General features: G+C 51.3%; 15 protein-coding genes. 4 read left to right on the plus strand and 11 right to left on the minus strand.

Features of this window, described 5'->3' with window-relative positions; all coding sequences use genetic code 11:
* Window positions 1–100: 100 nt before the first annotated feature.
* The 4 genes from BLR00_RS01720 to rsmI form a co-directional block, all read right to left on the minus strand.
* A complete protein-coding gene (locus BLR00_RS01720) occupies window positions 101–1,999 on the minus strand; it encodes a potassium transporter Kup (protein WP_074630522.1) in 1,899 nt (632 codons plus the stop codon).
* Between the two features lie 594 nt (window positions 2,000–2,593).
* Entirely contained in the window at window positions 2,594–3,046 is a 453-nt protein-coding gene (gene sixA / locus BLR00_RS01725) for a phosphohistidine phosphatase SixA (RefSeq protein WP_074630523.1), read from the minus strand.
* Between the two features lie 306 nt (window positions 3,047–3,352).
* Window positions 3,353–3,592 carry a thioredoxin gene (locus tag BLR00_RS01730; protein WP_074630524.1) on the minus strand — a complete coding sequence of 80 codons (240 nt, stop codon included), beginning with the start codon at window positions 3,590–3,592 and terminating at the stop codon, window positions 3,353–3,355.
* Window positions 3,593–3,791: 199 nt separating this feature from the next.
* Complete coding sequence (rsmI, locus tag BLR00_RS01735) at window positions 3,792–4,652, minus strand: 16S rRNA (cytidine(1402)-2'-O)-methyltransferase (protein WP_081346805.1); 861 nt, start codon at window positions 4,650–4,652, stop codon at window positions 3,792–3,794.
* Between the two features lie 431 nt (window positions 4,653–5,083).
* Here rsmI and BLR00_RS01740 point away from each other — a divergent pair, with 431 nt between their 5' ends.
* From BLR00_RS01740 to BLR00_RS01750, 3 genes are all read left to right on the plus strand, one after another.
* On the plus strand, window positions 5,084–5,422 hold the full coding sequence (locus tag BLR00_RS01740; protein ID WP_074630526.1) for a YraN family protein: 339 nt from the start codon (window positions 5,084–5,086) through the stop codon (window positions 5,420–5,422).
* 295 nt (window positions 5,423–5,717) lie between these two features.
* On the plus strand, window positions 5,718–6,305 hold the full coding sequence (locus BLR00_RS01745; RefSeq protein ID WP_074630527.1) for a BON domain-containing protein: 588 nt from the start codon (window positions 5,718–5,720) through the stop codon (window positions 6,303–6,305).
* Between the two features lie 167 nt (window positions 6,306–6,472).
* Window positions 6,473–7,849 carry an FAD-binding oxidoreductase gene (locus BLR00_RS01750; RefSeq protein WP_074630528.1) on the plus strand — a complete coding sequence of 459 codons (1,377 nt, stop codon included), beginning with the start codon at window positions 6,473–6,475 and terminating at the stop codon, window positions 7,847–7,849.
* A gap of 81 nt (window positions 7,850–7,930) precedes the next feature.
* On the opposite strand, the gene BLR00_RS01755 is transcribed toward BLR00_RS01750, so the two are convergent.
* The 4 genes from BLR00_RS01755 to BLR00_RS01770 form a co-directional block, all read right to left on the minus strand.
* On the minus strand, window positions 7,931–8,530 hold the full coding sequence (locus tag BLR00_RS01755) for an SCO family protein (protein ID WP_074630529.1): 600 nt from the start codon (window positions 8,528–8,530) through the stop codon (window positions 7,931–7,933).
* 10 nt (window positions 8,531–8,540) lie between these two features.
* A complete protein-coding gene (cyoE, locus tag BLR00_RS01760; protein ID WP_074630530.1) occupies window positions 8,541–9,434 on the minus strand; it encodes a heme o synthase in 894 nt (297 codons plus the stop codon).
* A 143-nt stretch (window positions 9,435–9,577) separates the two neighbouring features.
* The gene (locus BLR00_RS16870; RefSeq protein ID WP_074630531.1) at window positions 9,578–10,192 is read right to left on the minus strand and encodes an SCO family protein; all 615 of its coding nucleotides are present in this window, start codon (window positions 10,190–10,192) and stop codon (window positions 9,578–9,580) included.
* Window positions 10,152–10,883 (minus strand): SURF1 family protein, encoded by a 732-nt coding sequence (locus BLR00_RS01770; protein ID WP_074630532.1) that lies wholly within the window; start codon window positions 10,881–10,883, stop codon window positions 10,152–10,154. Before BLR00_RS01770 ends, BLR00_RS16870 begins: the two co-directional genes overlap by 41 nt.
* A gap of 61 nt (window positions 10,884–10,944) precedes the next feature.
* Here BLR00_RS01770 and BLR00_RS01775 point away from each other — a divergent pair, with 61 nt between their 5' ends.
* A complete protein-coding gene (locus BLR00_RS01775) occupies window positions 10,945–11,133 on the plus strand; it encodes a twin transmembrane helix small protein (RefSeq protein WP_074630533.1) in 189 nt (62 codons plus the stop codon).
* A 63-nt stretch (window positions 11,134–11,196) separates the two neighbouring features.
* On the opposite strand, the gene BLR00_RS01780 is transcribed toward BLR00_RS01775, so the two are convergent.
* From BLR00_RS01780 to BLR00_RS01790, 3 genes are read right to left on the minus strand one after another with little or no spacing between them, the layout of a single operon-like run.
* Window positions 11,197–12,054 carry a cytochrome c oxidase subunit 3 gene (locus tag BLR00_RS01780; RefSeq protein WP_074630534.1) on the minus strand — a complete coding sequence of 286 codons (858 nt, stop codon included), beginning with the start codon at window positions 12,052–12,054 and terminating at the stop codon, window positions 11,197–11,199.
* A gap of 31 nt (window positions 12,055–12,085) precedes the next feature.
* The gene (locus BLR00_RS01785) at window positions 12,086–12,256 is read right to left on the minus strand and encodes a DUF2970 domain-containing protein (RefSeq protein ID WP_074634075.1); all 171 of its coding nucleotides are present in this window, start codon (window positions 12,254–12,256) and stop codon (window positions 12,086–12,088) included.
* Between the two features lie 35 nt (window positions 12,257–12,291).
* Window positions 12,292–12,849 carry a cytochrome c oxidase assembly protein gene (locus BLR00_RS01790; RefSeq protein ID WP_074630535.1) on the minus strand — a complete coding sequence of 186 codons (558 nt, stop codon included), beginning with the start codon at window positions 12,847–12,849 and terminating at the stop codon, window positions 12,292–12,294.
* Window positions 12,850–12,911 lie beyond the last annotated feature (62 nt).

A 12,911-nucleotide genomic window follows, 5' to 3' on the forward strand; every position in this document is an offset into this window, starting at 1 on the left:
AGCAAACCGGTTTTTTGGACTCGCCATTATCGAAATATGGACCGGCTCGATGCTTTTATCCCCGGCTTTTGCAGCCAATAGCTTTGAGTCCGGCGGGCTGCTAGATCTCGACCCGCGCCCCCAGTTCAAGAACCCGGTTAGCGGGCAGCTTAAGATATTCCGCCGCATTGCTCGCATTGCGGGTCATGGCTGCGAAAAGCCGTTCCCGCCACAACGCCATGCCGGCACCAGAACTCGGTACGACGATCTGGCGACTCAGAAAATAGGAGGTTTTAAGCGGTTCGAACACAAGCCCATATGGTTCGCACAATTCCAGTGCGTATGGCAGGTTGGGTTCGTCTTTGAAGCCGTAACGGACAGTAATTTGGTAGCAGTTATTGTTTAATGACTTTACGGATACTCGCTGGTCTTTAAGAACGCGAGGAGTTTCCAAAAGAGCCACTGTCAAGAATACCACTCGCTCATGCAAAACCTGGTTATGGGCAAGATTATGCAGTAGCGCATGAGGCACTCCATCTAAATCGGCGGTCAAAAAGATCGATGTGCCGGCGACGCGCGCCGGGGGGTGCGCCATCAGCGATTCCAGAAACGGCTCAAGTGGAATAGCTGCCGAGCGCAGGTGCTCGAACAGAATTTGACGTCCGCGATGCCAGGTAACCATGATAGTAAAAATTATCACTCCGATTACCAGCGGGAACCACCCGCCCTGGGCAATTTTCAGAGTGGTGGCCGCAAAAAATGTCATATCGATGGTAATGAAAATCATTGTCGCAAAAACAGCTAAAAACCAGGAGTATTTCCAGGCGTAGCGAAGTACGAAGAAAGTAAGCAGGGTTTCAATGACCATCGTGGCGGTTACGGCAAAACCATACGCGGACGCGAGACTGGAGGATGAGCCAAAGCCCAGCACCGCCATGACTACCGCTGCCAGCAGCGTCCAATTGACGAAGGGAATATATATCTGACCGATCTTACGATCAGAGGTGTGTTTTATCTGCATGCGCGGCAGAAATCCCAGCTGGATAGCCTGCTTGGTCATGGAAAAAACACCGGAGATAACGGCTTGTGATGCGATGACGGTGGCAATAGTCGCCAATCCTACAGCCGGATAAAGCGCCCAGGCGGGAAACAAAAGATAGAAGGGGTTGGAAATCGCTAGTGGATTGGAGAGCAGCAGCGCTCCCTGCCCGAGATAATTCAACGTCAGCGCTGGCAGCACACATCCATACCAGGCAAAACGGATAGGTTTGGCGCCAAAGTGTCCCATATCTGCATAGAGCGCCTCTCCACCCGTAATCGCGAGCACCACGGCGCCAAAAGCAACGAACGCCAGCCACCCATTGTTCAGGCAGAAGGCGACGGCGTGAACCGGGTTTAGCGCCGACAATATCTGTGGCGCGGCGCCAATATTGGCGAGACCGGCAAGCGCGAGCGTACTGAACCATATCAGGGTGATCGGTCCGAACATGGCGCCGATTCCTCCCGTTCCCCGCTGCTGGATTAAAAAAAGCGCAATCAGTACAGTCAACGTGATGGGTACCACGTACGGCTTGAGCAGCGGCGTAGCCACTTCCAGCCCCTCCACGGCACTCAGCACCGAAATGGCCGGTGTTATAACCCCGTCACCATAAAACAGCGCCGCACCGAAGCCACCGATAAGGAATAGCATATTGCGCAGTTGCGGATGACTGGCGACCGAAGAACTGGCGAGCGACAGCAACGCCATGATGCCGCCCTCCCCCTTGTTGTCCGCACGCAAGATCAACGTTATGTACTTGAGCGACACCACCGTCATGATCGCCCAGAAGATAAGCGAGATAATGCCGATTATATTGCCCTCGCTGACCGCAAGCCCGTAGACGGGATCGAAAACCGTCTTCATGACATATAAGGGGCTCGTACCAATGTCGCCATAGACCACCCCCAGAGCGGCCAGACTTAGTACGCCCAGAGACTGCTGTCTGACCGTTGTTTTCGGTCCCGTGTTTTCGCCGGTCACGATCCTGAATCCCGCGGTAAGAGCAGACTTACCAAAAAGGTAAAGTCGGGTTGGAGCAAAAAGTCATTACGGATCATGTGGTACCGAGCTAAGAAACGAGTGAAAAATACATGGTCAACTGACAGGCTTATTGATTCGGCGAGAAAACACCATGTCCCATAAATTTCGCCATTCCGGACGGGCCGGAATCAGCCCAAACCAGCAACGGCACACTTTGAACGCCCGTTGGATACCGGTTTCTAATAGCATGACGTTTGTAATGTTTACTTGCTGGATCAACAGAATATGGATGCATTGAAGCAGGTGCGTGGTTTACCTGATGGCGGCACGATGGTGGCTAAGGGATCCATACGGCTAGGAGTGAGCCCCATAAGTACTTCCGCCTTCTTTACTTCAATATGAAGGACGACAAACGTTATAAGTCTGAACGCCCTTTCATTGGGTTTAGTGTACTGAATGGTTTATTTGCTGCGTGCCTGCGGCAATGGGCAATGGTTAATAGTCGCCACCGATTGAACGGGATTCCGCTCCTATTGTACACGACCTGTATGTTGGATTGCGCCAGCGCGCAACGCGGGGCAATTGCACACAAGACTACAACATATCCGGAGAAATGCTGGTATGCAAGACCACTTCAGCGAGGTCTCCCTTCTTTTTGTTGCTAAACCACCATATTGCGCCTTTCCGGACGCTCCATTCCATGGGATCGCCTGACATGAGAAAAGCCGCGACTTCTCCAAGTGTGGGCTGATGGCCCACTACTATGACCGCGCCTTTGGCATCTGGCCATTCCGCGGCGGCGAGAATTGCTTTTGCCGAAGCGCCCGGCCCGATTGCACCGACAGTTTCGAAATCGCCGTCCAACGCCGCCGCGGTCTGCTGGGTGCGCCTGGTGGGACTGACTATAATGCGTATATTTTTTGGCAATCTTGGCTTAAGCCATTCAGCCATGACTCGCGCTTGTTTTAATCCCTTGTCCGTAAGTTCCCGTGCGCTATCGGGTACACCATCCTCAGCTTCGGCATGACGCCATAGAATGAGTTCCATGTTTTCTCCTATAGTAAAATCATTGATCCATGGCAGCCTGAATGTGTGCCGGATGGAGGCAATTCTATATATTCGCACGCACTGAACTGACCAGGTGCGCCATAACGACTATATAACATCTGATCTTGATCTTTGTGCTGGCAGAGCATTACATGAAGTCGTCTCATCGATCAACGAGCATGCGCTAAGGAGGACAACCGGTATTGAGTACCGATGAGAGAGATTCTGACAGTGGAATCTATTGTGGATGACGGAAAAATGATGCTTGCGTAAATGGCGGGCATATCCGCCCGCCTCCCATCGCAATTAGGATTTCAATGCGGAAATCGGGGCGCCAAAGTTGATGTGGAAAGGTGCTCCGTTGATTACAATTGCGGGTACTGACTTCACGCCAGCCGCTTCAGCAGCTGCAATGCGATCTCCATGCTCGCCGAGATGTACAAGTTCCACATCGTAACGGGTGGGATCCAGGGCATCAGCAATCTGACGCTCGGCTTCGACACATACGGGGCAACCGGCATGATAAAAAGTAGCAGGTGTTTTCATAGTCGATATCTCCAGAATATTTAGATGTCAGTGGGGGCTACCCACGTTCGCAAGAACCACTTAAGCTGTAACCATGCGACGAGGCTATTATAACCGAAGACCCTCAGAGGATCAAAAATAGCAGGCTGTGAATTTCGCTGTAGTTGCACGTGCAGCGCTAACATTCGTTGGCAATTAAGTCCACCGCTAATGACAATGCCTATGCTCTGCTATTTGTCTCACCTTTTAGTACCAATGCCAAGGCATACAACATGTTTTTGCTTTCACCAGTTATCTCCGTAGCTAGCTTGACGGCCTGCTTCAGCGGCAGATCTTCCAATAATAGCGCCAGCGTACGTCGTGCCTGATCGCTGACTTTCTCTTCAGTTCGGATCTCCGCGCCAGACACAAGTAATACGAACTCGCCCTTTTGATGGTTAGCGTCGGCCTGCAACCATGCGGGAGCATCATGCAAAACGCAGCGGTGTAACGTTTCGAATAATTTGGTCAGCTCTCTGGCAATAATGAGTTGGCGATGCATGCCCAGCACCTCAGCCAGATCAGCCACGCAGCCAAGTATGCGATGAGGGGCCTCGTAAAATACCAGCGTGTAAGGCAGCGGTTTTAATGCCTCCAATTCGCGCTTGCGCGGCCCGGAATTGACGGGGAGAAATCCATAAAACAAAAAATGGGGCATGGTAATCCCTGATGCGGACAGGGCACATATGGCCGCGTTGGCGCCGGGAATCGGGGTTACTTTGTAGCCTTGATCCCGCACCAGGCTAACCAGCGCGCTCCCCGGATCGGAGATTCCCGGTGTACCTGCGTCAGTGACGAGAGCGATGGATTTTCCCTGGGCGAGAAAATTCACGACCTTTTCTGCCATGGCGCGCTCGTTGTGCTGATGCAGCGCCATCATCTTTTTGGCTATCGAATAATGTGCCAATAAACGCGCTGTCGTGCGGGTATCTTCAGCAGCGACCACATCCACCGCCGCAAGTATATCCAGCGCCCGAAGACTAATGTCGCGCAGGTTTCCTATGGGTGTGGCAACGATATATAGCGTGCTGGTGGATATCATATTATTGTGATTCATTCTATTGGGACTTGCCGGTATGGATCGTCGCACTATAAACCTAAATCAGGCGTATGGACCGTCAACTTCCAGATTTGGGATAAAGCGATCTGTTGGTTTTTCAATCGGGCTGGGGTGATTTTATGATAGATGCGCACGCGCGAAACGAGATAACCGCAGCGTGTTTTTTGGACCGTTAGGGGCAGCTACCTTTAGTTCCCCTCTGAATTACTGATTATCTGTGTGTAATTCATGAACTCACGATAAAGCGCTATGCTGGATTGCGGGACATTGTAAAATATAGCGGCTGACTGGCTGGCGCCCGGCTGAAACGGAAGCCCTCAATTTTCTTCTTTATATGCTCCGTTACGCGCAACGGCAAGGACAGAAATTGGATATCCTGTCGTTTGGAGCGAGAATTGTAGGGACATTAGGATATGAAGGGCAGCGAGGCCGAGCGATGTGCCGAGACATTTCTTTTACGCCAGCGCCTTCGCTTGCTTGAGCGAAATTACCGGTGCCGTTTTGGTGAAATTGATCTCATCATGCAAGATGGGGAGATGCTGGTATTTGTTGAGGTACGGTTGCGTACGAGTTTGATTTTTGGCGGGGCAGCAGCTAGCATTACGTCATTCAAGCAGGCGAAGCTGTTACGAACAGCGCGTCATTATCTTGCCGGTTTAAAGATGGCGCCTCCGTGCCGGTTTGATGCGGTACTGCTATCGGGTCAGAGCGGGGAGGAGATGGAATGGATCAAAAATGCCTTTGAGGAATAGTGTTGTTAACAGGCCCTAAGTCGCAGAGATCGCATTCCTGGTTGCCATTTCTGCCGTGAAGCACGATGAACACCTTCAGTAGCTTGCCGAGCTTGAAGAATCGAAGCAAAGATCCGGCTGATGAGGATAGATTTTGAAGATTCTGAAAGCTGATAATTCCGTTGGCCGAAGAGGTGGCGAAATACAAGCCGGTGCGGCGCCTTGATATTCAGCTTTTGCAGCAGTTGATTTTCTTTAATCCCGACAGGCTGCCAGGCGGGACAGGAAAATGTGTTTTTTTACAAAGGGAACATTGATGAAAAGTTTGAAGGGGGGATGGCTGTTTTTACTTGTGCTGCTATTTCCGTTTCTTCCGGGGTGCGCCGTGTTGATAGCGGCTGGTGTCGTATCTGGTGTCGGTACAGGCGTGGCGGTATCTCAAGACCGGCGAACAGGAGGTATTTTCGTCGAGGACGAAGGGATCGAAATAAAGGGTGGACGGCGCATCAGTGAAAAATTCGGGAGTGATGCTCATGTTAATGTCACCAGCTTTAATCGCAACGTCTTGCTCACCGGTGAGGTTCCGTCCGAGGCTGCGAAAAAGGAGATTGGGGATCTTGTCAAAGGTGTCGAGAACGTGCGCAATGTCACTAACGAAATAGTCGTGGCCGAAATAAGCTCATTCATGTCTCGTAGTAATGATGCGTTGATTACCTCCAAAGTGAAGGGCCGCTTTATGGATGCCGGGAAATTCCAGGTCAATCATGTGAAAGTTATTACGGAAAACGGTGTGGTGTTCCTGCTGGGTATGGTAAGCCGCAAGGAGGCTGATAGCGCGGTGGAGGTTGCGAGTTTGACCAGTGGCGTGAAGAAAGTGGTCAAGGTTTTTGAATACCAGGGTTGACCGCTATTGGCAGGGATATCGGAACCCGACTGATACTCCGGATTGCGGATCGGATGGTCGGATTTGTAATCTGAGATTTCGCACGCCCGGATTGATACGTGTTTTGGTGAAGGATCCTGTCATTGAGTCGTTCAATACTGTCGGCCCTGTCTAGCGATTTTTCTTGAATGCTTCCTGTTGACTTCGTCGCCCGGCTCCGGGATCTTTTGCCTCCTGATCGGCTGCTCACGGACCCGGTGGATTGTTACGCCTATGCCTACGACAATAGCCGAAAAATCTTTCCGCCTGCGGCGGTTGCGTTTCCGGTGACGGCAGCGGAAGTTCAGGCTATTGTGGCACTTTGCAATGATCATGAAATCCCGCTCACCCCGCGTGGACGCGGCACTGGGACGTCGGGAGGAAGTCTTCCCGAACAGGGGGGTGTCGCGTTATCGCTGGAACGCATGCTGCGTGTTGTTTCAGTTGATCCCGCCAACCGTGTGATTGTTGCCGAACCGGGCGTCCTCAATCAGTCAATACAGGAGGCTGTCAAGCCCTATGGTTTTTTTTGGCCGCCCGACCCATCCAGTGCCGCCTATTCGAGTATAGGCGGGAACCTTGCCACCTCCGCGGGCGGACCCCATGCGGTGAAATATGGAACGACACGGGACCACGTGCTGGGGCTGAGAGCCGTGACAGGAGCAGGTAAGTTTATCAAAACCGGGTGCTATACCACGAAAGGTGTGGTGGGCTACGATTTAACGCGGCTTTTAATTGGCTCGGAGGGTACGCTGGCCGTCATCACCGAGGCGACACTCAAGCTCACTCCTCTCCCTCAAGCGGTTGGGGGAATCACCGCGCATTATCGTGATGTCAGAAGTTGCGCATCCGCCATCGTTAAGGTGATGGCACTTCCCGAGACCCCTAGTGCGCTGGAATTTCTGGATGCGGGCGCACTCGATTTGATTCGGGGACACTTCCCGGACTTGGTGCCCGGTAGCTCCCGTGCCATGCTGATGATCGAGGTGGATGGGCCTTCTCATAGCATTTCGGAGTCAAGTGCGTCGATTCTTGATGCCTGCCGCAATTCGGGACTGATTCTCGCCGGGGAAGTCGCGGATGCCGCTACCTTGTGGCGGGCGCGTAAAACGCTATCCCCGCTATTGCGCGATATCGCGCCAAAAAAAATCAACGAGGATGTGGTCGTGCCGGTTTCAGCATTACCCGATTTTCTGGATGGCTTGGCGCAGCTGACGGATGATTATGGGATTGCCAACGTCAATTTTGGTCATGCGGGTAACGGCAACATTCATGTCAATCTGCTGGTAAACCCGGATATCGGCGATGAAATGGATCGCGCGGAGAGATGCCTGAATGAGATGTTCGATCTGGTAATCAGGCTCAATGGTACGTTATCGGGTGAACATGGGGTGGGTAGTGAGAAGCGCGCATACGTAGGCAAGGAGATTGACACGACAACGCTGGCATTGATGAAAGATATCAAGCGGGTATTTGATCCCCGCAATATCCTTAACCCGGGAAAGTTATTCCCGTGGGATCCATAATAAGTGTAACGTATCGCTGCCTCCAGAGCATGACACAGGGCCGTGGCGCCCCCTGTGCCCCTTTCTCAGTTACGCTCGCCGTTATGCGGATGTCCTCAATAGCTCCGCGATATCCCGGGCGAAAACATCCCGGCCAGCGCCATTGCTTACGTACAACCTGAGTTTTCCCTTGGGATCGAAAATATAGGTACCGGAAGAGTGATCCATGGTGTGATGATCCGGCGAGTTCATCATCTGCTTCTGATAAACGATCTTGAATTCGCTGGCGATGTCTCTGGTTGATTGCGGATCACCGTATAGACCCAGAAATGCCGGGCTGAATGCCGATAGGTATTGCGCTAAGCGTTCGGGGGTATCACGTTCCGGATCAACCGTGACAAATAACACCTGCACACGCGCCGCGTCCTTATCCAGCTTCTGCAGGGCAGCGGCGATTTCTACCATGGTGGCGGGGCATATGTCGGGGCAGTGCGTGTATCCGAAAAAGAGAACTACGGCTTTACCTTTGAAATCAGCCAGGGTTCTGGATTTACCCGTATGGTCGGTGAGTTTGAAATCCTTGCCGAATTCGGCGCCCGTAATATCCGTTGCTAGAAAAGTGGGCTTGGCGGTATTCCCGCAAGCCGCCAAAACAAGCGCCGCCGACCATACTATAGCCGCATAGAAGGCACGATACCTCATGCGAAATTGTTCAGAACCGGATGTAATGATCTACCAGCAACACAACGAACAACGCCGCCAGATAAAAAATCGAGTACCGGAAGGCTCTTCGCGCAAGCTGATCACTGTAGTCGAGATAAATCTTTACTGCATAGTACAGAAATACCGCATCCAATACCGCCGCACCGATTAGATAGATGAGCCCGCTCATTTGGGTGGCATAGGGCATAAGCGTCACGCCGATGAGTATTAGCGTGTATAGAAGAACATGCAGACGCGTAAACTTGTCGCCATGGGTTACCGGCAACATCGGCATTCCCACTTTTGCATATTCCAACTTCCGGTAGAGCGCTAGCGCCCAGAAATGAGGAGGAGTCCAAGCGAAAATGATGAGAAAAAGGAGTAACGCATCAGCGGTCACTTCGCCCGTCACCGCCGCCCAGCCCAGTACAGGTGGCATTGCGCCGGAAGCACCGCCGATCACTATATTCTGCGGCGTCATTGGCTTCAGTATGACCGTATAGATGATTGCATAGCCGACGAATGTGCCGAGCGTAAGCCACATGGTTAAGGGATTGACCAGCTCATGAAGAATGAGCAATCCCGCTCCACCAACCAGCGCCAGAAAAAATAAAGTTTCCGGAGAAGTTACCTTTCCCCGTGGTAACGGCCTGGCACGCGTACGCGCCATGACGGCATCGAGCTTTTGTTCCACCAAGCAGTTGACTGCCGCGGCCGCACCTGCCACAAGCGCAATCCCCAGCGTGCCGAATATCAGCGCATTTAATGGAACCGCACCGGGGACTGAGAGAAACATGCCGATAAACGCAGTAAAAACGATGAGCGAGACGACTCTCGGTTTGGTTAACCGGTAAAATTCCTGCACACGCGAAGCGGTTTGTTGCCAAGCCAATGTAGTAGCCATAATTATTACCTCCTAATTCATCTGTCGCAGGCACAACTACCTGCTCCTGTCTCATAAATACTAAATTATTTGCAGCTGCGATCTATTTTCCTGCACCTGAGGTCCAAGATAAAGTTCTGGATCCCCCAGGATATTTATTCACTTTAATGCTTTGAATCCGTTCCCATTGCATGTTCCAATTGAGAAACTTTGAGCAGCCGTTTAATATCTTTTGCCATGAGCGCTGGATCGGGATTTTTGGGAAAACGCATCATCAGGTTTCCTATGGGATCTATCAGATATATGTGATCATGCCGTGAATCCTTTGCCGGAAGTTGCGAAAGTATGTCGCTATCTTTGGCATTGATCCGCCATGTACCCTCGAACTCCCCCGCAATTTCAGGCGCCGGCATTTCCGGATCGTCAATCAGCCATACCCGCTCTATGCGATCTTTTTCGGTGTTTTGCACCAACCGGACCTGGCGCATGTAATAGAGTTTTTTCCGGCAATATTCATCGCATTTTCCTGAATCTACCGATATCAACGCCCATTTTCCGCGCAGGTCGCGTATGCGAAAAATGGTATTGTTGGATTGATTCAAAGCATCCCCCACCAAGGGTTTCACCTCAAGCAATTCACCATAATTAACGCTTCCAGGTCGTACTTCCCCAAAATAAAGCATATAAGAGGCGATAATCGGCGCGCCCATCAACACCAGCAACAGGATCAGCGTACGCCTATTTGTTCTTGCCGCTTTCGGAATGCTCTCGTTTAACACTTAACACCAAATAAATAATCGATACGGCGAGCGCCATTGCGAACCATTGAAAGGCATAACCGAGGTTTTTGCCGGCACCCGAGTCCGGCCGAACCCACTGCCGCACCAAGCCATCTTTCACATCATCCTGTTGCAATATCATTACAGGCTGTAACGTCAATCCGGTAGCTGTGCGATAGCGCTCCAAATCGAGATTTGCCCATACCTGGCCAGATACCAGTTCACTAGAAAGCTCCAGCGTTTTCTGTGTTGCTGTTGTTGCTACTCCTGACACCCTGACCGAACCATCGGGGGTAGATACCTGGGGCAACTTGCTCCTGTCAGGGTCTGCAGCCGCCCAACCACGATTTACCAGAACATGCATGGAACTTGTGCCGACTCTTAGCGGCGTGATGATATGGTATCCCGCAACCCCTTGATATATCTTGTTATCGATGTATATCGTATATTCCGGTAAATACACGCCACTCGCTTCGATACGCCGGTATTGCAAATCCTCTAGCTTGACAGGGGCCGCAGGTAACGCTACTGCCGGCTGCTGTGAGCGCGAATCCAGCTGTTCCTGCCTCGATTCCTTTTCCCGAGCCCGGGAAAGCTGCCAGTTACCAAGTTGCAGCATGATTACTATAACGACTGCTGCAGCCACTGTTGACCATAATCGCGGCGTAAATCGCCAGCCTGAAATAGTCATTGGATAGTGTGCGGAACTGGGCTAAACTTGTTCCTGAATCCAACAATTACGGAAATTAGCCTTGAAAATCGTCGTTGTACTATTTCTATTCTTCATACTCGCTAGCTTGGCGTCCGCTTTGTATTACCTGGTCAAAGACAAGGGGCAGGGTACGCGCACGGTCAGGTCCCTGACCCTTCGCATTGGTTTTTCAATGTTCCTCTTCGCCCTGCTGATGCTGGGAACCTATATAGGCTTCATACCAATTTAACAGCTTGCCGGACTTAAAGATAACGACTGTAAAAGTTCGGTTCCTCAAGTCCGGACAGACTGCTTATATCAGCCAGTATACAAAGATAAACAGCCCCAGCCAGACCACATCCACAAAGTGCCAGTACCAGGCGACGCCCTCAAAACCAAAGTGATTCTCGGGCGTGAAATGACCCGCCATGACACGAAACCATATCACTAGCAGCATGATGGAACCCAGCGTCACATGGAAGCCGTGAAAACCGGTCAGCATGTAAAACGTCGCACCGTAGGCACCGGTCGTAAGCTTGAGGTTGAGATCGGAATAGGCATGGCCATATTCATACGCCTGCAGGCCGACGAATAGGAATCCCAGCGCAAACGTCAGAAACAAGCCCATTTTCAGCTGCCCACGCTTGTTCAGCTTGAGTGCCCAGTGCGCCCAGGTCACCGTCACGCCCGATGTCAACAGTATCAGGGTATTGATGGCCGGAAGCCCCCACGGTCCCATGGGCATGAACTTCTCGCTGATCCCGGGACCCGCCGTAGGCCAAATGCCCGTGAAATCCGGCCACAGAATCTTGTGCTCCAAATCAGAAAGCCAGGGAATCGAAAAGATCCGCATGTAGAACAGCGCCCCGAAGAAAGCAGCAAAGAACATCACTTCAGAGAAAATGAACCAGCTCATCCCCCAGCGAAAAGAGGCACCCACCTGCGAGCTGTACTTGCCGCCTTCGCTCTCTCGCGCCACCGTGCGGAACCAGACAAAACACATATAAAAGAGGATGGCAAAGCCAATTGCCAGTAGCCCATAACCAATCGGAAGTCTATTGACTGAAAAAGCCGCACCAAAACCCATGAATAACAGCGCTATCGACCCGGTCATCGGGTAAGTCGATGGGGCCGGAACGTAGTAATGACCGTGACCTGCTTCTTGGCTCATGTTGAATCTCCCGCGTATAATTAATTAATTTCTAACTTGTTACAAACTTAACCAGCAATAATACGCCCACCACAAACAATGCCGCACCAACGATTCCCGCAATAATCACCTGTCCCATCGTCAGGGTTGCGGCATCATGGTCATGATCGGTATGCTTTCGCACACCGAAAAAAGCCCATGATACGGCTTTCATTGCTTGCATGAATGTCCCCTTCGCGGGCTTGTCATCGCCCTCTGTCAACTCTTATCCGTCCGACTATCTGCATCAGCAGTCTTGTCGTTTCCAAGCTCAAAGAATGTATACGAAATGGTCACGGTATCATAATCAGCAGGCAAACCAGGCTCAATCATGAATTGAACCGGCATCTGCCTGACCTCGTTCGGCTTTAACACCTGTTTACTGAAACAAAAACACTCAAGCTTTTTCAAATGTTTAGCCAGCAATTGCGGGCTATAACTAGGTATCGCCTGACCGTTAATTTCGCGATTTGAATTATTTCTGACTTCGTACATTACCTGCACCAATTCACCAGGATGTATGCGTACGGTGGATTGCAGCGGTTTGAATTCCCACGGTAGCCCGCGTGTATTCGCGTCCAACTGTACCGTTACCCACCGAGTGGTATCTACTTGCGTATTTTCCGCCAGCGTATCCGCCTGCAGTAAATTATTAATCCCTGTAACTTCGCAAATCTTTTCATAAAACGGCACTAGCGCAAAGCCAAAACCAAACATGGCCACTGTAAAAATCAGCAGCTTCTTCATGATCAAGGAATTGGATTGGATTACGCTCATTTCCAGTTCTTTATAATGACTGCGACGAAGAGAGCTACTACGATTGCCAGCAGAATCAACCC

The organism is Nitrosospira multiformis (assembly GCF_900103165.1).
GTDB classification, from domain to species: Bacteria; Pseudomonadota; Gammaproteobacteria; order Burkholderiales; family Nitrosomonadaceae; genus Nitrosospira; species Nitrosospira multiformis_D.

What these genes read in the sequence shown, in the direction of transcription:
- sixA (WP_074630523.1), bottom strand. Translation starts at nt 3,046, where the DNA reads ATGGAACTCATTCTATGGCGTCATGCCGAAGCTGAGGATGGTGTACCC.
- BLR00_RS01730 (WP_074630524.1), bottom strand. Translation starts at nt 3,592, where the DNA reads ATGAAAACACCTGCTACTTTTTATCATGCCGGTTGCCCCGTATGTGTC.
- rsmI (WP_081346805.1), bottom strand. Translation starts at nt 4,652, where the DNA reads ATGATATCCACCAGCACGCTATATATCGTTGCCACACCCATAGGAAAC.
- BLR00_RS01740 (WP_074630526.1), top strand. Translation starts at nt 5,084, where the DNA reads ATGAAGGGCAGCGAGGCCGAGCGATGTGCCGAGACATTTCTTTTACGC.
- BLR00_RS01745 (WP_074630527.1), top strand. Translation starts at nt 5,718, where the DNA reads ATGAAAAGTTTGAAGGGGGGATGGCTGTTTTTACTTGTGCTGCTATTT.
- BLR00_RS01750 (WP_074630528.1), top strand. Translation starts at nt 6,473, where the DNA reads ATGCTTCCTGTTGACTTCGTCGCCCGGCTCCGGGATCTTTTGCCTCCT.
- BLR00_RS01755 (WP_074630529.1), bottom strand. Translation starts at nt 8,530, where the DNA reads ATGAGGTATCGTGCCTTCTATGCGGCTATAGTATGGTCGGCGGCGCTT.
- cyoE (WP_074630530.1), bottom strand. Translation starts at nt 9,434, where the DNA reads ATGGCTACTACATTGGCTTGGCAACAAACCGCTTCGCGTGTGCAGGAA.
- BLR00_RS01770 (WP_074630532.1), bottom strand. Translation starts at nt 10,883, where the DNA reads ATGACTATTTCAGGCTGGCGATTTACGCCGCGATTATGGTCAACAGTG.
- BLR00_RS01780 (WP_074630534.1), bottom strand. Translation starts at nt 12,054, where the DNA reads ATGAGCCAAGAAGCAGGTCACGGTCATTACTACGTTCCGGCCCCATCG.
- BLR00_RS01785 (WP_074634075.1), bottom strand. Translation starts at nt 12,256, where the DNA reads ATGCAAGCAATGAAAGCCGTATCATGGGCTTTTTTCGGTGTGCGAAAG.
- BLR00_RS01790 (WP_074630535.1), bottom strand. Translation starts at nt 12,849, where the DNA reads ATGAGCGTAATCCAATCCAATTCCTTGATCATGAAGAAGCTGCTGATT.